Source organism: Rugamonas rubra, assembly GCF_900114705.1.
In the GTDB taxonomy this organism is placed as follows: domain Bacteria; phylum Pseudomonadota; class Gammaproteobacteria; order Burkholderiales; family Burkholderiaceae_D; genus Rugamonas; species Rugamonas rubra.
This window is the reverse complement of the sequence record NZ_FOTW01000027.1, coordinates 12870-30231: the sequence shown is the minus strand read 5'-3', so window position 1 is coordinate 30231 and position 17362 is coordinate 12870. Positions and strand designations below refer to the sequence as shown.

Sequence of the window (17362 nt, the reverse complement as noted above, 5' to 3'; positions counted from 1 at the left end):
CCGAAAGCTAAAAAGGCCGCGCTCCGGGGCCGGTGACTAGACCTGGGGCGGTGCGCGGCGCATACTGTGGGCTGCCATACTTTTGAGGAGCCGTTATGGGTGCAGCATTCTGGATTAAACGTTATTTACTCGCGGCCGTGCCGCTGTTCGCCATCCTGGCATTGGTCGACTATTTCAAGGGCGCCCGCACGGCGGACGAGTTCACCAGCGCCGCCATCTGGGCGGTGGTGGCCGCCGCCATCTACACGATCTCGACCTTCATGCGCTACCGCAAAGAAGGCCCGGCCGCGTTGGGCAAGCAGCCGCCGGCACCAAAATAATCACCAGCGGAGAATCGCAACCGCTAGCCGTCGCCCGCTGGGCGCGGCGGTTCAGCATCAAGTCTAGCCGCCGGTCACCGGCGGGAAGAAGGCCAGCTCGCAGCCTTCGCTGACGGCGCTGTCGGCGTCGCACATCACCTGGTTGCAGGCCATACGCAACGCCCTGCCCTCGCCCAAGGCCTTGGCCCATGGCTCGCCGCGTCCAATCAAATGAGCGCGCACCTGGCCCACCGTGGCCACGCCTTCCGGCAGCGCCAGGGATTCGGTGGAAGTGCCTAGTGCCTCGCGCACGCTGGCAAAAAATCGCAGCGTAATATTCATGTCGATGATTCTTCTGTGTTGGTCGCGGCCTGCTCAGTGCAGCAGCTCGCTAAATGGAATGAAACGCACCGTGTCGCCGATGGCGATGGCCTGGCCGGGTGGATTGTCGATGATGCCGTCGCCCCAAACGGTGGAGGTCAGCACGCCCGAGCTTTGGTTCGGGAACAGATCGAGTCCGCCGCCGGCGTTGATGCGGGCGCGCAGGAACTCGTTGCGCCGGTCCGGTTTGGACCAGGCGAAATCGGCGCGCATGGCATAGCTTTGCGGCGTCAGCGCGCGCGGATCGTCCACGCCCTGCAGGCGCAGCAGGAAGGGCCGAACGAACATCAGAAAGGTGATGTAGCTCGACACCGGGTTGCCCGGCAGGCCGAGGAAGAAGGCCTGGCCGACCTCGCCGAAGGCCAGCGGCTTGCCCGGCTTGACGGCGATCTGCCACATGTTCAGGCGCCCTTCCGCCTCCACCGCCGGCTTGATGTGGTCCTCCTCGCCAACCGAGACGCCGCCGGAGGTGATGATCAAATCATGCTCGCGGGCGCATTCGCGCAGCACGGCGCGGGTGGCCTCCAGCGAGTCAGGCACGATGCCGTAGTCGCTGATCTGGCAGCCCAGGTTCTCCAGCAGCGCGCGCAGGGTGAAGCGGTTGGAATTGTAGATGGCGCCGGGCGCCAGCGGCTCGCCCGGCATGGCCAGCTCGTCGCCGGTGAAGAACACCGCCACGCGCAGCTTGCGCCGCACCGGCAGCGTGGCCAGGCCGACCGAGGCGGCCAGGCCCAGCTCGGGGCTGCGCAGACGAGTCCCGGCCGGCAGGATCACGCTGCCGTTGGTGATGTCCTCGCCGGCGCGGCGTATCCATTCGCCCGGTTTGGGCGCGTGGCGCACGGTGACCAGGTTGCCGGCCGCCTCGCACTGCTCCTGCATGACGACGGCGTCGGCGCCCTCCGGGATCAGCGCGCCGGTGAAGATGCGCGCCGCCGTGCCGGGCAGCAGCGGCTGGCCGACGTGGCCGGCCGGGATGCGCTGCGACACGGTCAGCGTCGCCGCGCCGCCGGCGCAGTCGGCCGCGCGCACGGCATAACCGTCCATCTGCGTATTGTCCATCGTCGGCACGTTCATGCCGGACACCTGGGCTTGGGCCAGCACGCGGCCGTTGGCCTCCAGCGTGGCCACGCTTTCGATCTCGCTCACCGGCCGCGCGGCCGCCTGCAGGAAGGCCAGCGCCTCGCTGACGGAGAGCATCGGTTTGGGCTTGTATTCAGTCATGGCGCGGCTCGCTCACAGGCCGGTGTGGCTGGCGATGTAGGCCTTCATCTTTTCCACATCGGTCGACATGACGACGAACTTCTGCGGCAGGTCCTCGATGTTCTCGAAGCCGGCCGGACGCTCGGCGTCCACGCCCAGCGCATCGAGGATGGTCTCGTTGAACTTGGCCGCCAGCGCGGTCTCCAGCACGATCATCGTCACGCCCTTCTCGATATGCTCGCGCGCCACCTTGATGCCGTCGGCGGTGTGCGTGTCGATGGTGATGCCGTAGTCGTCGGCGACGTCGCGGATGGTGTCGAGGCGGTCCTTGTGGGTCGATTTGCCGGACTGGAAGCCGTACTGGGCGACCTTCTTGAACTCGTCGCCGTCGCTGCCCGGCTTGCCGGACAGGTCGAAGCCGCCCTGCGTCTCGACCTTGTGGAACAGCGCGCGGGTGCGCTCGCCGTCGCGGCCGACCAGGTCGTAGATGAAGCGCTCGAAGTTGGACGCCTTGGAGATGTCCATCGACGGGCTGCTGGTGTGGTAGGTCTCGGCCGACTTGCGCACGCGGTAGACGCCGGTGCGGAAGAACTCGTCGAGCACGTCGTTTTCGTTGGTGGCGGCGACCAGCTTGGCGATCGGCAGGCCCATCATGCGGGCGATGTGGCCGGCGCAGATGTTGCCGAAGTTGCCCGACGGCACAGTGAACGAGACCTTCTCGACGTTGCTGCTGGTGGCGGCCAGGTAGCCGCGGAAGTAGTACACCACCTGCGCGACCACGCGCGCCCAGTTGATCGAGTTGACCGTGCCGATCTTCTGCGCGGCCTTGAACGGCAGGTCGTTGGAGACCGCCTTGACCATGTCCTGGCAGTCGTCGAACACGCCTTCGACGGCGATGTTGAAGATGTTCGGGTCCTGCAGGCTGAACATTTGCGCGCTCTGGAAGGCGCTCATCTTCTTGTGCGGCGAGAGCATGAAGACGCGGATACCCTTTTTGCCGCGCATGGCGTATTCGGCCGCGCTGCCGGTGTCGCCCGAGGTGGCGCCGAAGATGTTGAGCTGCGCGCCGCTCTTGGCCAGCGTGTACTCGAACAGATTGCCCAGCAACTGCATCGCCATGTCCTTGAAGGCCAAGGTCGGGCCGTTCGACAGCGCCTGCAGCACCAGCTTGCGGCCGTCGCCCTCTTCCAGCACGCGCAGCGGCGTGATCTGGCTGGCCTTTTCGCCGGCGCGGGCGTTGCGGTAGACCTCCTTGGTGTAGGTCTTGGCGGTCAGCGCGCGCAGGTCGGCCTCGGGGATGTCGGTGGCGAACTTGCGCAGCACCTCGTAGGCCAGGTCGGCGTAGGACAGCTTGCGCCAGGCGTCCAGTTCGGCGCCGCTCACCTGTGGGTAGGCGGTCGGCAGGAACAGGCCGCCGTCGGCGGCCAGGCCGCCCAGCAGGATGTCGGAAAAATTGGAGGGGGACGACGAAGCGGCCGACGCGGCGGCGCGGGTAGACACGTATTGCATAAATTAGACAGGTCCGGTTGGGCTACATATCACTGCGAATGAGCGGATATTATAGTGCGCCCGGCCCGAACCCGTGCAATCGGCTGTTGTAATGGCGTCAGCAGGCGGCGTGGTTGACGGTGATGACGTGGATCGCCAGGCCGCCCAGCGAGGTTTCCTTGTACTTGTCCTGCATGTCGGCGCCGGTCTGGCGCATGGTCTCGATCACCTCGTCGAGGCTGACGAAGTGGGTGCCGTCGCCGCGCAGCGCCAGCGAGGCCGCCGTGATGGCCTTCACCGCGCCCATGCCGTTGCGCTCGATGCAGGGGATCTGCACCAGGCCGCCGATCGGGTCGCAGGTCATGCCGAGGTGGTGCTCGATGCCGATTTCGGCGGCGTTCTCGATCTGCTGGTTGCTGCCGCCCAGGGCCGCCACCAGGCCGGCCGCCGCCATCGCGCAGGCCACGCCGACCTCGCCCTGGCAGCCGATTTCGGCGCCCGAGATCGAGGCGTTGCGCTTGCACAGCATGCCGATCGCCGCCGAGGTCAGCATGAAGTTGCGCACGCCGGTGACCGGGTCGCTCGGCTTGCAGTCCTCGGCGTAGTAGCGCAGCACCGCCGGGATGATGCCGGCGGCGCCGTTGGTCGGCGCCGTGACGACGCGGCCGCCGGCGGCGTTCTCCTCGTTGACCGCCATCGCGTACAGGCTGACCTGGTGCATGGCGTCGTGCGGCAGGTCGTTGGCGCGGCTGGCCGAGGCCTTGACGTCGTTGGCCATGCGCCACAAGTCGGCGGCGCGGCGCTTGACCTTCAGGCCGCCGGGCAGCTGGCCCGGGGTCTCCAGGCCATGGGCGATACAGTCGTGCATGACGCGCCAGATGCGGTCGATGCCGGCGTCGAGCTGCTCGCTGCTGAGCTTGACGCACTCGTTGGCGCGCAACATCTGCGGAATCGTCAGGCCGCTGGCGGCGCCGTGCGCCAGCAGCTGCTCCATGGTGTCGAAGGGGTACGGGATGCGGGCGGCGCGCTCGGCGCGGGCCGCCTCGGCGCCCAGCTCCTGGCCCTCGCCCTCGGCGCGGATGAAGCCGCCGCCGACCGAGTAGAACACTTTGCTAAAGCTGCTGCCGTCGGCCCGCTTGAGGGTGAAGCGCAGACCGTTGGGGTGCTCCGGCAGCGACTCGCTCTTGTGGAAGACCAGGCCGCTGGCGGCCTTGAACGGCACCATATGCTTGCCCAGCAGGGCCAGCTGGCCGGCCGCCTCGGCCGCCGCCAGCATGGCGTCGACCTGGGTCGGCACCACGTCCTGCGGCGTCTCGCCCATCAGGCCGAGGATCACCGCCTTGTCGGTGGCGTGGCCGACGCCGGTCAGCGCCAGCGAGCCGTACAGCGCCGCCTCGACGGCGACCACGTCGTCCAGCGGAGCGCACTCGACCAAAAACCGGCGCGCCGCCACCATCGGTCCCACGGTGTGGGAACTGGACGGGCCAATGCCAATTTTAAACAGATCAAATACGCTCATGTCCATCGATGGTCTCTCTTATGTATTTTATAAAAACGGTGGCTGCGGGATGATACGGTGTTTCAGGCGGCCTTGCCCAAGCTGACGTCGACGTTGGCCAGCATGTCGGCGACCATCTGCTCGACGCCGATGCGCGCCTGCCAGCCCCAGTCGGCCGTGGCGGTGCTGTCGTCCAGGCTTTGCGGCCAGGTGTCGGCGATGGCCTGGCGGCTGTCCGGCTTGTAGGCGATCTTGAAGTCCGGCAGGGCGCGCGAAATGGCGGCGGCCAGCTGCTCCGGATTGAACGACACGCCGGCCACATTGTAGGCCGAGCGGACCTTGATTTGTGCCGCCGGCGCGTCCATCAATTCGATGGTGGCGCGGATCGCGTCGGGCATGTAGATCATCGGCAGCGCGGTCTGCGGGCCGAGGAAGCATTCGTAGCGTTCGCCACGCAGCGCCGAGTGGAAGATGGCGATGGCGTAGTCGGTGGTGCCGCCGCCCGGGGGCGACTTGTAGCTGATGATGCCGGGGTAGCGGATGCTGCGCACGTCGACGCCGTACTTGAGGAAGTAGTACTCGCACAGGCGCTCGCCGGCCAGCTTGCTGATACCGTAGATGGTGGTCGGGTCCATCACCGTCAGCTGCGGCGTGTTGACGGCCGGGGTGTTCGGGCCGAAGGCGGCGATCGACGAGGGCCAGAAGATGCGCAGCGGCTTGCCCAGCACGCCGCGCTCGCGCGCCACTTCGAGGATGTTGAGCAGGCCGTCCATGTTCAGCGTCCAGGCTTTGAGCGGTGCCGCCTCGCCGGTGGCCGACAGCATCGCCGCCAATTGGTAGACCTGGGTGATGCCCTCTTCCGTGACCAGCTTGGCCAGGGCTTCCTTGTCCAGCACGTTGAGCTGGGTGTAGCGCGCCGCCTTGTACAGGTTGGTGCTGCTGATGTCGCTGGCGATGACGTTGTGCGCACCGTGCTGGGAGGCCAGGGCCTCGACCAGTTCACTGCCGATTTGGCCGTTGGCGCCGATGACAAGTATGCGTTCCATATTGTTCTTCCTGAGTACGAGATGCAAGATTAGTTCTTCAGCAGGCCGAGTTCGCGGCCGGCTTGTTCGAATGCCGCCAAGACGGTGACCAACTGGGCGCGGGTGTGCGCCGCCGACAGCTGGACGCGCACGCGCGCCTGGCCCATCGGCACCACCGGGTAGAAGAAGCCGCTGAGCAGTACGCCCAGCTCATACATTCGTGCGGCAAACTTCTGCGCCACCGGCGCATCGAACAGCATCACGGGAACCACCGGATGGGTGCCCGGCTTGATGGTGAAGCCCAGCGCCTCGATCTCCTTGCGGAAGAAGGCGGTGTTTTCGTGCAGGCGGTCGCGCAGCTCGGTCGAGGCGGACAGGCGTTCCAGCACGGCCAGCGAGGCGCCGGCGATGGACGGCGCCAGCGTGTTGGAGAACAGGTAGGGCCGCGACTTCTGGCGCAGCATGTCGATCACTTCCTTGCGCGCCGAGGTGAAGCCGCCCATGGCGCCGCCCAGGGCCTTGCCCAGGGTGCCGGTGATGATGTCGATGCGGCCCATGACGTTGTGGTGCTCGTGGGTGCCGCGGCCGGTCGCGCCCATGAAGCCGGAGGCGTGGCACTCGTCGATCATCACCAGCGCGCCGTACTTGTCGGCCAGGTCGCAGATCTTGTCGAGTTGGGCGATGGTGCCGTCCATCGAGAACACGCCGTCGGTGACGATCACCTTGTGGCGCTTGCCGGCGGCCGCCTGCAGCTGCACTTCGAGGTCGGCCATGTCGTTGTGCTGGTAGCGGAAGCGCGCCGCCTTGCACAGGCGGATGCCGTCGATGATCGAGGCGTGGTTCAGCGCGTCGGAAATGATGGCGTCGTTCTCGTCGAACAGCGGCTCGAAGACGCCGCCGTTGGCGTCGAAGGCGGCGGCGTAGAGGATGGTGTCCTCGGTGCCGAGGAAGGCGGAGATGGCCTGTTCCAGCTTCTTGTGCACGGTCTGGGTGCCGCAGATGAAGCGCACCGACGACAGGCCGTAGCCGTACTGCTCGGTGGCGGCGATCGAGGCCTGGGCCACCCACTCCTCGCCGGACAGGCCGAGGTAGTTGTTGGCGCACATGTTGATCAGCTTGCTGCCGTCCTGCGCCACCACCTCGGCACCCTGACGCGAGGCCAGCACCCGTTCCGGTTTGTACAGGCCCTGTTCACGCAACTGGTCCAGGGTTTGCTGCAGGCCGCCGAAAAACGCGTTTTTTGCTTGGTCGCTCATGATCATCCTCGATTGTGGTGGCGAGGGCGGCCGCTTGACCTGGCCTCGCTGTATGTTGTACCGTGTTCCGCAGGGTGTCGCAGGTTCGAGTCTACTCCGAGTCTACTCCGCTTCCCGAACCACCCTTGAAATCCGTTATGTCGAACTAAAATTCAATATATCGAATATTACCGAAGGCCAGTGAACTTGGCAAGGCGCGTCCCTATGTTTATGGCGCGGTTTTTCCGACAGATTTCCCCACAATTTGCGCATTTCCCCGAATAAAAATATGAATACACCTGTTTCGACGAACGCCCCGCCGGAAGTCGGCGCCGCCCTGCAACGGCTGCGCCTGGCGCGCGGCCTGACGCTGGAGGACTTGTCGCGCATCGCCGGCGTGTCGAAATCGATGCTGTCGCAGATCGAGCGCGAGAAGGCCAACCCGACCATCGCCATCACCTGGCGCCTGGCCAACGCCCTCGGCGTGGCCATCGGCGAGCTGCTGTCGAGCGTGGAGAAGAGCACCGAGACCATCCGCGTGCTCGACGCCCACGAGACCCCCACCCTGCCCGGCAACCATGCCGGCTACGTGCTGCGCATCCTCGGCCCGATGGAACTGGCCGGCAAGTACGAGTGGTACGAGTTGACCCTGGCGCCGGGCGGCGAGCTGGCCTCGCAGCCGCACGACCCGGGCGCCACCGAGCATTTGACGGTGCTGCACGGCACCGTCGAGCTGGAGGTCGGCTCGCAGAAGAAGAAGGTCAAGCTGGGCGGCACGGCGCGCTATCCGGCCGACCAACAGCACGCCATCCGCAACGCCGGCAAGACCGAGGCCAAGGCGCTGCTGGTGGTGATCCACCGCTAGCGGGCGCACGGCAGGCCGCTGCGCTGCGGGCAATTGTAAAAATCTTTACAATTGCATATTTCCCACAGGAGATCCGACCATGACCATCATCCACTCGCCACGCCGCCGCAGCCTGCTGCTGGCCGCCACCTCCCTGCCCTTGCTCGGCGCCTGCACCACCTGGGGACCGAAGGACCTGGGCGCCGACACGGCCGAGGCCAGACTGGCCGCGCTGGAAAGCGGCTGGGGCGGCCGCCTCGGCGTGTTCGCCATCGACACCGCCAACGAGCGCAGCATCGGCTTCCGCGCCGGCGAGCGCTTCGCCTTCTGCAGCACCTTCAAGGTGATGCTGGCCGCGGCCGTGCTGGAGCGCAGCAAGCAGGTTCCGGACCTGCTGCAACAGCGGATCAAGTACGCGAAAAGCGAGCTGGTCAACTATTCGCCGATCACCGAGGACCATGTCGAGGACGGCATGAGCGTGGCCGAGCTGTGCGCCGCAGGCATCCAGTACAGCGACAACACCGCCGCCAACCTGCTCATCAAGCTGCTGGGCGGCACCGCCGCCGTGACCGCCTACGCGCGCGCGATCGGCGACCAGGAGTTCCGTCTTGACCGCTGGGAAACCGAGCTCAACACCGCCATCCCCGGCGACCCGCGCGACACCACCACGCCGGCGGCGATGGGCCGCAGCCTGCGCCGCCTGGCCGTGGGCGAGGCGCTGCCGGCGCCGCTGCGCGCACAGTTGCAGGACTGGATGCGCGGCAACACCACCGGCGACGCGCGCATCCGCGCCGGCGTGCCGGCCGGCTGGCAGGTCGGCGACAAGACCGGCACCGGCGACTACGCCAGCGCCAACGACATCGGCGTGGTCTGGCCGCCGCAGCGCGCCCCCATCGTGCTGGCGGTCTACACCGCGCAGGCCGACAAGGACGCCAAGGCCAACAGCGAGGTCATCGCGGCGGCGACGCGGATCGTGCTGGAACACCTGGCCTGAGCAAGCGGACTTTTGCTGACATGTTTTCCGGGGCTTTGCGCGAAGAGGCCTCAAGCCCCGGAAATCAGGTCTAAAATAGCTCCATATATTGCCAGAACCGTCAGCTTATACGTGGCGTGCGACGCCCGCCCACGTGATCCACAGAGGACACACCATGGACAAGGTCATCAGCATCTCCATTTCCGAGCACGACCACCGCGCTCTCGAAGCCGCCTCCAAGCGAGATGGCGTGGACATTCTTGAACAGGCGGCCAAAATGCTGGCCCGAGGACTCGGCATCACCGAGCTGCTGCCACAAAAGCAGGTTCAGGCGCTTGACGAAATGGTTCAGCGGCCAACCACAGTGATCAGTCAAGCCGACGCTATCGCTGCGTTCGAGCGCAAGGGATCGATAGCGAAAGCCTTGGAGCTACGAGGTTTTGTTGAGTCTGACGAATTTCAAAACGCGTTCAGGCAGCGGGTACTAGCTGACCAGGTCAAGGCCAAAGCCAAGATCGCAAGTTAACGGCCACCGCATCGAGCGGCAAAGTGCTACGCCCTCAATTGATTTTCATCGCCGGGGCCAATGGCTCGGGAAAATCCACCTTTCGGGAAATTCTTCGCAGGGCAGACCTGACTAAGCCACCCTGGACCTACCAGCACTTGCCCTACCTGAATGTGGATGAACATTACGCCGCATTGCTCAAAACCGACCCGTCGACAACCTTCGCCGCAGCCATCACTTGGCGCAACGCGCAAATCTCAACGTTCATCAACAACAAACAGTCTTTTATCGTCGAAACACTACTCGACGAGGGCAAACTCGGCTATATCAAATCCGCCCGCAAACGCGGCTTCGAAACCACCATCTATTTTCTCGGCCTGGCCTCCAGCGACCTCGCGGTAGCGCGCGTCAAAACACGCGCGGCAGCAGGCGGCCATGATGTACAGGAAGAAATGGTGCGGAAGAAATGGGCCGATGCCCTTTCCAGCGCCAACAAAGCCATTACGCGCGCAGATACCGTCGCGTTCTACGAGAATTCCACGGAAACAGGTCCGCGCGAGATGGCCGTGTTTTACCAATCAAGACTCGTGCGCATGGCGAACGTACCAGCAGAACGGCTTGCGCTTATGCCCAACGTTAAATTGGCAATGAGCTTACCCATGGGAACCGTCATTCAGGACATCCATTCGGGCAAGAAAAAGCCTGGCTAACGCAGCAACTCAACCACGGCCGCGTGCAGCGCCGGGGCGCCGGCCAGCACGGCGTAGTCGCGCTCGGCGGCCCGCGCCGACAGGTCCAGCGTCAGCGGCCGGCCCTGCGGGTCGGTGAAGCGGCCGCCCGCCTCTTGCACGATCAGCATGGGCGCGGCGATGTCCCACAGCCGTTCGCTGTGGTTGAGTACGCCGCCGATGCGGCCGTCGGCGGTGAAGGCGGCGTCCAACAGGCAGTTGGTGGCGCGCACGTTGCGCACCCGCTGCAGCAGGCGCACCAGCGACTCGGCGCAGGCGCGCCGCCGGCCCTCGTCCGGGCTGCTGTCCATGCCGACGTTCCACAACACTTCGCCCAGGTCGGCGCAGGCGCTCACCCGCACGGGCTGGCCGTTGCGCCGCGCGCCGCGCCCCTTCTCGGCCTCGTACAGCGCGTCGGACATGGGCAGGTATAGAAAGCCCTGCACCGGCTCGCCCTTGTGCAGCAGGGCCAGCAGCACGCCGAACCAAGGCAGGCCGGCGACGAAGTTGGAACTGCCGTCGAGCGGATCGACGACCCAGGTGTAGTCGGAACCGCGCAGATCGCAGCCGGACTCCTCGGCGATGATCGAATGGGCCGGGAAATGCCGCCGCAGCCCCTCGACCAGCAGGCGCTCGGCGGCGATGTCGGCCTCGGTGACGATATTGCTGACGTCACCCTTGGCGCGGACCTGGTGGCTGGCACCGAATTGCCGCCGCAACAGCTCACCGGCCCGGCGCACCAAGTCGACGGCGACGGTTCTCATGTCGTAGTCCAGCATTTTTCCTCCGATTGAGATCAATCAACGCCGCCATAGCCGCCGCTATCGCCGGGCAGGGTCAGACCCTCGGGTCTGACCCTCAGTACGCTGCGGCGTCGGGTTCTCTTCACTTGGCGGCATCGCCGTCAGTCGGAGGCGCAACCCTCGACGCTGAGCCAGGGCGCCGGCTTGGGCAGCGCCGCCAGCGAACAGGCCGCGACCAGGAAAGCGGCCGTGGCCACCATCCCCATGCCCCACACCAGTCCGCTATGCTGGGCCACGAATCCGATCACCGGCGGTCCCAGCAGCGTGCCGATTGAACCCATCGTTGTCACGGCCGCCAAGGCGCCGGCGCCGTGGCGCGACGACTCGGCGTAGATGCAGGGCGACAAAGCGGCCACGCCGACGCCCACCAGCAGGAAGGCGGCCAGCGTCGGCCAGACGCCGCCCAGCATCAGTCCCGCGCCCAGACTGGCGCCGGCCAGCAGGCCGCCGCGCCAGATCAGGGCGCGGGCACCCCAGCGGCTGCGCCAATGGTCGGCCACCAGGCGCGTTGCCAGCATCGTCGTCGACACCACGGCGATGCCCAGCGGCGCCTGCTGCGGCGTGGCGCCGGCCACCTTTTGCAGGTAGATGGTCGACCAGTCGTACATCGAGCCTTCGACCAGTGTGCTGAAGAATACCAGTAGCCCGAGCCAGCGCGTGGCACGATTGGGCAGTTGCCAGCGCCGGCCCGGGCGCGCCGGCGCCGCGCTGGCCGGCTCGTCGAGCAGACTGCCGCGCGCCACGGCGATAGCGGTCAACATCAGCGCGGCGGCGCCGGCGAAGTGCGGCAGCAAGGACGGCGACCAGCGCATCACCGTCGAGCTGAACAGGGCCGCCAGCAGTAGGCCGAGGCTGAACATGGCGTGCAGCCGCGCCATGATGGCCTGGCCGTGGCGCGTTTCGACCAGCATCGCCTGACTGTTCATGGCGGCGTTCATCAACGCGCAGAGCACGCCCTCGGCCACCATGATGGGCAGGGCAACGGCAAAGTTCGGCGCCCAGGCCAGCGCCAGCAACAACATCGGTAGCAGGCATGCGGCCAGACAGGCCAAGCGGCGCGAGCCCAGGCGGGGCAGCAGCGCCGTGGTGATGGGGAAGGCGCCCACCGAGCCCAGTCCGCAGGCCAACAGCAACACGCCGATGCCGGCCGTGTCCAACGCCAGCTTGTCCATCAGCGCCGGCAGGCGCGCCGACCAGCTGCCGACGTTGAAGCCGAGCAGCAGGAACAGCGTGGCCGCAGCCAATTGGACGTGCCGCGCCGCCATGGGTACAGGCGGCGGGCTCACGCCGACAGCACCCGTTCCGCCACGCCCAGCACCATCTCCCCCCGGTCGCTGGCCTTGACGGCCGGTCTGATTTTTCATCGTTTGATTGCCTTTATCGCACTATCTTCTCGGCAAATTGTGCCCGTGCGATAATTGGTAGTCAAGTGGTTTTATTAATACGCGAACTAAAATACCAATTTATATAATTGGTATTAATTTAGACCTTCGGGCCAGCCTGGACGATGCGCATGAGCGCTGAACCGCGCGAGGAACGCCCGCCGCCGCGACCGAGTGGCCACGGCAGCGGAAGCGGTGTGCCGGCTGAGGCGCGAGCTTAGATGGGCGCACCCGGCGGAATCGCCGGCAAGGGCCGCAGCTTGACGCTGCGCGGGTCGGCCAGATACTGGGCGATGAGCGTGGCGGCCTGCTTGCGGCTGTGCGCCACCACGTCCTTGCCGGGGTTCTTCGCCAGCCACTGGCCGAACTCGCGGACCTGCTGGCGCAGCTCGGCGTCGACCTGCGGATGCAGCTTGGCGCCGTCGAGCAGATTCAGCATGGCGTCGAGCAGCACCCAGTTGGCGGCCAGTTGCACCGCCTCGCCGCCGGCCACGCCGGCGCCGACCGGCCCGCGCTGCCAGGTGCGCTGCAACAGCAGGCCCAGCGTCTCGCGCACGCCCAGCTGTTGCGCGTCGCGCGCGTGCTGCCAGGCCAGGCGGTTGAGGCGGCCGGCGTCGAGCAGGAAGCCGGCGCTCTGCGCGCTCGCCGCCTCGACGGCGGAAAAGGCGTCGAACACGCTGTTCATGCGCGTGCCGAAGTACTCGCGGCCGCGCTCATAACCCTGGGCCGGCGGCGTCAGCACGTCGAGCAGCTTGGCCGGCAAGGCCAGGTACTCGGCGCGCAGGCTGTCGGTCAAGCGCGCCAACGCTTGGCGCTGCACCGCCGCCGGCGTGATGCGCACGCCGCTGCGGGCGATGCCGTCCTTGATGTCGCCGCTGCTGCCGTAATCGAACTCGCCGCCGCCGATCAGTCGGGCCAGGGCCTCGCCCTGGTAGCGCTGCAGCAGGTAGATCGGCACCAGGCGAGCCTCCAGCTCGCCGCTCTGGCGCGCGTCCGGCAGCACGTCCATCGAGAAGGTTTGCAGCGCCCGCTGGCGCACCGCCGTCAGCTGGTCCCAGGTCTTGATCGAGTCGGGGCCGAAGTCCCACAACAGGCCGTCGGGATGGCTGGCGCCGGGCGCGCGGGCGTCGCCGTCGCTGACGTAGGCAAGCTTGGCGGCCTTGGCGCCGGCGCGCAGCCGGTCCAAGGCGGCCTCCTCCTGCTTGCCGGCGCCGAACTGGCCGTAAATGTAGTTGACGATGTAGTCGTCCCAGACGCCGACGCCGACCCCGTAGGCCTCGGCCAGGTCGACCTCGCCGGCGCCGTTGAGCTTGAGCACCGGGTGCGGATAGTCCATCACCGAGCCGTTGCCGTTGCCGTAGCGGCTGGCGGCGAAGTTGTGGGCGAAGCCCAGCGTGTGGCCGACCTCGTGCGCGGCCAGCTGGCGCAGGCGGGCCAGCGCCATCTGCTCGGCCAGTTGCGCCTTGGCGCCGTCGGCGCCTTTGCCGTAGGGCGCCAGCAGGCTCTCGGCGATCAGGATGTCCTGGCGCACGCGCTGCGAGCCGAGCGTGACGGCGCCACGGATGATCTGGCCGCTGCGCGGATCGGCCAGCGCGTTGCCGTAGGACCAGCCACGGGTGGCTCGGTGCACCCAGTGGATCATGTTGTAGCGGATGTCCATGGCGTCGGCGCCCTCGGGCAGCAGCTCGACGCGGAAGGCGTCCTTGAAGCCGGCCTTGGCGAAGGCGCTGCTCCACCAGCGCGCGCCGTCGAGCAGGGCCGAACGCACCGGCTCCGGCGCGCCCCGGTCGACATAGTAGACGATGGGTTTCTTGACGGCGCTGACGGCGGCCGTCGGGTCGGTCTTCTCCAGGCGGTGGCGCACCTGCCAGCGCACGTCGATGCTGCCGGCCAGCGGCGTGGCGAAGTCGAAGTAGCCGGTGTCGAAGCCGCCCGAGGACGGGTGGTAGGCGCGCGGCTGGTAGCCGGCGTCGGGCAGGCGCACCAGGCTGATGTGCTGGCGCAGCGACAGGCTGGCCGGGTCGGCCGCCACCTGGCGCACGAACTCGGCCTGGCCCGGGCCTTGGAAGGTCAGGATGGCTTCCAGCTCGACGTTGTCGGGGAAGCTCTTGGCCTGCGCGGCCAGCACGGCGCTGCGCGCGGCGTCGACGCGGTAGGCGCCCTGCTTGTTCTCGTCGAGCTTGGCGGCGACGCCGTGCCAGTCGGCCAGCAGGAAGCTGGAGAAGTCGACCAGGTGGGCGCTGCCTTGCGGTGCCTGCGTTGCGCCCGCAGCGCCGCCGGCGGGCGGGCCGGCCTTTGTCGACGCCGGCGCCGGCGGGGCGGAGGCGCCGGCCGGCTCGCTGGCCAGGATCTCGCCCGACCACAGCACGGCGCCGGCGAACGACTCGTTGACGGCGGCGCGCTCGTCGCGGTCGGCCGAGCGGGCCGTGTAGCGGGTGTTGTCCTGCACCAGGAACAGGCGCTTGCCGTGTTTTTCAAAGCGCACCATGCGCAGCTCGCCGGGCTGGCCACGGTCGAGGCCGACGTCGTTCGAGCCGAGCGCGTAGGGCAGCGAGGACAGCAGCAGGAAGGGTTGGTCCAGCGCCGTCACCGACAGCAGCACCCTGCCCTGTTCGACGTCGCGCCACAGCTGGATGAAGCCGGGCTGCGGCTGCAGGCCACGGGTCAGCTCGGCCAGCGGTTTGGCGGCGCCGGGCGCCTCGGCGAAGACGGCGGCCGAACCGAGCAGGAGCATGGCCAGCAGCAGGGGTTTGAGCGCGGGTGTCGGTGTCATGGCGAACGACTACATGCCGCCGGCGGTCGGCGCCGCGTTCATCTGCAGCTCCTTGCTGAGGAAGCCCCAACGGTCGGCCACTTCCTCGATCTGCTTGGCGGTCGGCTTGCCGGCGCCGTGGCCGGCCTTGCTGTCGATGCGAATCAAAATCGGCGCGGCGCCGCCCTGGTCGGCCTGGGCGGTGGCGGCGAACTTGAAACTGTGCGCCGGCACCACGCGGTCGTCATGGTCGGCGGTGGTGATCATGGTGGCCGGGTAGCAGGTGCCGGTCTTCAGGTTGTGCAGCGGCGAGTACTTGAGCAGGGCCTTGAACTCGTCGGCGTTGTCGGACGAGCCGTAGTCCGAGGTCCAGGCCCAGCCGATGGTGAACTTGTGGAAGCGCAGCATGTCGAGCACGCCGACCTGCGGGATGGCGGCGGCGAACAACTCGGGCCGCTGCGTCATCGCCGCGCCGACCAGCAGGCCGCCGTTGCTGCCGCCGCCGATGGCCAGCTTGGCCGGCGAGGTGACCTTGTGCGCCACCAGCCATTCGGCGGCGCCGATGAAGTCGTCGAACACGTTCTGTTTCTGCAGCTTGGTGCCGGCGCGGTGCCAGGCCTCGCCGTACTCGCCGCCGCCGCGCAGGTTGGCCATCACGTAGACGCCGCCCATCTCGACCCAGGCCAGGTTGGCCACCGAGAAGGCCGGCGTCAGCGAGACGTTGAAGCCGCCGTAGCCGTACAGGTAGGTCGGGTTGCTGCCGTCCAGCTTGACGCCCTTCTTGGCGACGATGAACATCGGCACCTTGGTGCCGTCGCGGCTGGTGAAGAACTCCTGCCGCGTCTCGTAGGCGGCCGGGTCGAAGTCGACCTTGGGCTGGCGGTAGACGCTGCTCTTGCCGGTGCTCAGGTCGTAGCGGTAGATGGTGGTCGGGGTGGTGAAGCTGGTGTAGGAGTAGAAGGTCTCCTGGTCGGCGCGCTTGCCGTAGAAGCCGCTGGCCGAGCCGATGCCGGGCAGGTCCACCTCGCGCACCGGCTTGCCCTTCAGGTCGAAGATCTTGACCTGGCTGTGGGCGTCGCTCAAATAGTCGATCACCAGCTGGTTGTTGACGATGTTGGCCGACATCAGGGTCTGCGCCGCCTCGGGCACGATCTCCTTCCAGTTGGCCGGCGCCGGCTTGCGCGTGTCGATGGTGATGATGCGCGACTTCGGCGCGTTGCGGTCGGTGCTGAACCAGAACACGGGGCCGTCGTTGTCGATGAAGTTGTAGGCGGCGTCGAAGTCTTCGAGCAGGCCGACCACCTTGCCGTCCTTGGCGCTCAGGTCCTTGTAGAACAGACGGTTCTTGCGCTCGGTGCCCTGCGAGGCGGAGATGACCAGATAGCGGCCGTCGTGGCTGACCTCGCCGGAGAAGCCCCAGTCCTTGTGGTCGGGCCGCTCGTAGACCAGGGTGTCGCTGCTCTGCGGCGTGCCCAGCTTGTGGAAGTACAGCTTCTGGAAGTAGTTGACGTCGGCCAGCTTGGTGGCCTCCTTCGGCTCGTCGTAGCGGCTGTAGAAGAAGCCGGAGCCGTCGCGCAGCCACGAGGTGCTGGAGAACTTGACCCACTTGATGTGGTCGCTGGTGTCCTTGCCGCTGTCGACGTCGCGCACCTTGATCTCGTTCCAGTCCGAACCGGAAGCGGCCGTGCTGTAGGCGAGGAACTTGCCGTTCGGGCTGACGGCGGTGCCGGCCAGCGCCACCGTGCCGTCGCTCGACAGGGTGTTGGGGTCGAGCAGCAGGCGCGGCGTGTCGGCCAGGGTCTTCATGGTGTACAGCACCGACTGGTTCTGCAAGCCGTCGTTGCGGCTGTAGAAGTAGCGGCCGCCCTCCTTGAAGGGCACGCTGAAGCGCTCGTAGTTCCACAGCTTGGTCAGGCGCTGCTTGATCGCCTCGCGGCCGGGGATGGCCTGCAGGTAGCCCTGCGTCAGGCGGTTCTGCGCCTCGACCCAGGCCTGGGTGTCGGGGCTGTTGGCGTCCTCCAGCCAGCGGTAGGGGTCGGCGACGCTGACGCCGTGGTAGGTGTCCTGCTGGACCACGCTCTTGGTGGGCGGATAGCTCAGGCCCTTGCCGGGGCAGCTCTGCGCCAGGGCGTGGCCGCCGAGGGCGGCCAGCGAGCCGATGAGGGGGAGGATGAGCAGCGAGGCGCGTCGTGTAGGCATGGTTCTTCCGTGTATTGTGACGAACAAATCGGGATGGGCGGGCCGCCGCG

General features: G+C 67.1%; 14 protein-coding genes and 1 pseudogene. 5 read left to right on the top strand and 10 right to left on the bottom strand.

What is annotated here, in order from left to right; translation table 11 throughout:
* The first annotated feature begins 95 nt into the window (after positions 1 to 95).
* The gene (locus BM252_RS24500; RefSeq protein WP_093390300.1) at positions 96 to 320 is read left to right on the top strand and encodes a hypothetical protein; all 225 of its coding nucleotides are present in this window, start codon (positions 96 to 98) and stop codon (positions 318 to 320) included.
* A 63-nt stretch (positions 321 to 383) separates the two neighbouring features.
* Here the strand turns inward: BM252_RS24500 and moaD are convergent, their stop codons facing one another.
* The 6 genes from moaD to kbl all read right to left on the bottom strand — a co-directional run bounded on the left by moaD (position 384) and on the right by kbl (position 7147).
* Entirely contained in the window at positions 384 to 641 is a 258-nt protein-coding gene (gene moaD / locus BM252_RS24495) for a molybdopterin converting factor subunit 1 (protein ID WP_093390299.1), read from the bottom strand.
* Positions 642 to 674: 33 nt separating this feature from the next.
* Positions 675 to 1901: a molybdopterin molybdotransferase MoeA gene (locus BM252_RS24490; protein ID WP_093390298.1), complete on the bottom strand. Its 1227-nt coding sequence runs from the start codon at positions 1899 to 1901 to the stop codon at positions 675 to 677.
* A gap of 12 nt (positions 1902 to 1913) precedes the next feature.
* Complete coding sequence (gene thrC, locus BM252_RS24485; RefSeq protein WP_093390297.1) at positions 1914 to 3389, bottom strand: threonine synthase; 1476 nt, start codon at positions 3387 to 3389, stop codon at positions 1914 to 1916.
* A gap of 97 nt (positions 3390 to 3486) precedes the next feature.
* Positions 3487 to 4893 carry an L-serine ammonia-lyase gene (locus BM252_RS24480; RefSeq protein WP_093390296.1) on the bottom strand — a complete coding sequence of 469 codons (1407 nt, stop codon included), beginning with the start codon at positions 4891 to 4893 and terminating at the stop codon, positions 3487 to 3489.
* Between the two features lie 56 nt (positions 4894 to 4949).
* On the bottom strand, positions 4950 to 5912 hold the full coding sequence (locus tag BM252_RS24475; RefSeq protein ID WP_093390295.1) for an NAD-dependent epimerase/dehydratase family protein: 963 nt from the start codon (positions 5910 to 5912) through the stop codon (positions 4950 to 4952).
* 29 nt (positions 5913 to 5941) lie between these two features.
* Positions 5942 to 7147: a glycine C-acetyltransferase gene (gene kbl, locus BM252_RS24470; RefSeq protein WP_093390349.1), complete on the bottom strand. Its 1206-nt coding sequence runs from the start codon at positions 7145 to 7147 to the stop codon at positions 5942 to 5944.
* A 268-nt stretch (positions 7148 to 7415) separates the two neighbouring features.
* Here kbl and BM252_RS24465 point away from each other — a divergent pair, with 268 nt between their 5' ends.
* The 4 genes and pseudogenes from BM252_RS24465 to BM252_RS24450 all read left to right on the top strand — a co-directional run.
* Positions 7416 to 7991 carry a helix-turn-helix domain-containing protein gene (locus BM252_RS24465; protein ID WP_093390294.1) on the top strand — a complete coding sequence of 192 codons (576 nt, stop codon included), beginning with the start codon at positions 7416 to 7418 and terminating at the stop codon, positions 7989 to 7991.
* A 79-nt stretch (positions 7992 to 8070) separates the two neighbouring features.
* Positions 8071 to 8964 carry a class A beta-lactamase gene (gene bla, locus BM252_RS24460; RefSeq protein WP_425442368.1) on the top strand — a complete coding sequence of 298 codons (894 nt, stop codon included), beginning with the start codon at positions 8071 to 8073 and terminating at the stop codon, positions 8962 to 8964.
* Between the two features lie 154 nt (positions 8965 to 9118).
* Entirely contained in the window at positions 9119 to 9469 is a 351-nt protein-coding gene (locus BM252_RS24455) for a hypothetical protein (protein WP_093390293.1), read from the top strand.
* A gap of 14 nt (positions 9470 to 9483) precedes the next feature.
* A pseudogene (locus tag BM252_RS24450) lies at positions 9484 to 10158 on the top strand (ATPase); the annotation flags it as partial.
* On the opposite strand, the gene BM252_RS24445 reads toward BM252_RS24450, so the two are convergent.
* From BM252_RS24445 to BM252_RS24430, 4 genes are all read right to left on the bottom strand, one after another.
* Positions 10155 to 10940 (bottom strand): inositol monophosphatase family protein, encoded by a 786-nt coding sequence (locus BM252_RS24445; protein WP_174900666.1) that lies wholly within the window; start codon positions 10938 to 10940, stop codon positions 10155 to 10157. The pseudogene BM252_RS24450 and the gene BM252_RS24445 sit on opposite strands and share 4 nt — an antisense overlap.
* A gap of 140 nt (positions 10941 to 11080) precedes the next feature.
* Positions 11081 to 12244 (bottom strand): MFS transporter, encoded by a 1164-nt coding sequence (locus BM252_RS24440; RefSeq protein WP_093390290.1) that lies wholly within the window; start codon positions 12242 to 12244, stop codon positions 11081 to 11083.
* 334 nt (positions 12245 to 12578) lie between these two features.
* A complete protein-coding gene (locus BM252_RS24435; RefSeq protein WP_093390289.1) occupies positions 12579 to 15134 on the bottom strand; it encodes a zinc-dependent metalloprotease in 2556 nt (851 codons plus the stop codon).
* A gap of 9 nt (positions 15135 to 15143) precedes the next feature.
* A complete protein-coding gene (locus BM252_RS24430) occupies positions 15144 to 17312 on the bottom strand; it encodes a prolyl oligopeptidase family serine peptidase (protein ID WP_093390288.1) in 2169 nt (722 codons plus the stop codon).
* Between the last annotated feature and the right edge of the window lie 50 nt (positions 17313 to 17362).

Coding starts and splice junctions, on each gene's coding strand:
- BM252_RS24500 (WP_093390300.1), top strand. CDS start 96: ATGGGTGCAGCATTCTGGATTAAACGTTATTTACTCGCGGCCGTGCCG.
- moaD (WP_093390299.1), bottom strand. CDS start 641: ATGAATATTACGCTGCGATTTTTTGCCAGCGTGCGCGAGGCACTAGGC.
- BM252_RS24490 (WP_093390298.1), bottom strand. CDS start 1,901: ATGACTGAATACAAGCCCAAACCGATGCTCTCCGTCAGCGAGGCGCTG.
- thrC (WP_093390297.1), bottom strand. CDS start 3,389: ATGCAATACGTGTCTACCCGCGCCGCCGCGTCGGCCGCTTCGTCGTCC.
- BM252_RS24480 (WP_093390296.1), bottom strand. CDS start 4,893: ATGGACATGAGCGTATTTGATCTGTTTAAAATTGGCATTGGCCCGTCC.
- BM252_RS24475 (WP_093390295.1), bottom strand. CDS start 5,912: ATGGAACGCATACTTGTCATCGGCGCCAACGGCCAAATCGGCAGTGAA.
- kbl (WP_093390349.1), bottom strand. CDS start 7,147: ATGAGCGACCAAGCAAAAAACGCGTTTTTCGGCGGCCTGCAGCAAACC.
- BM252_RS24465 (WP_093390294.1), top strand. CDS start 7,416: ATGAATACACCTGTTTCGACGAACGCCCCGCCGGAAGTCGGCGCCGCC.
- bla (WP_425442368.1), top strand. CDS start 8,071: ATGACCATCATCCACTCGCCACGCCGCCGCAGCCTGCTGCTGGCCGCC.
- BM252_RS24455 (WP_093390293.1), top strand. CDS start 9,119: ATGGACAAGGTCATCAGCATCTCCATTTCCGAGCACGACCACCGCGCT.
- BM252_RS24445 (WP_174900666.1), bottom strand. CDS start 10,940: ATGAGAACCGTCGCCGTCGACTTGGTGCGCCGGGCCGGTGAGCTGTTG.
- BM252_RS24440 (WP_093390290.1), bottom strand. CDS start 12,244: ATGGCGGCGCGGCACGTCCAATTGGCTGCGGCCACGCTGTTCCTGCTG.
- BM252_RS24435 (WP_093390289.1), bottom strand. CDS start 15,134: ATGACACCGACACCCGCGCTCAAACCCCTGCTGCTGGCCATGCTCCTG.
- BM252_RS24430 (WP_093390288.1), bottom strand. CDS start 17,312: ATGCCTACACGACGCGCCTCGCTGCTCATCCTCCCCCTCATCGGCTCG.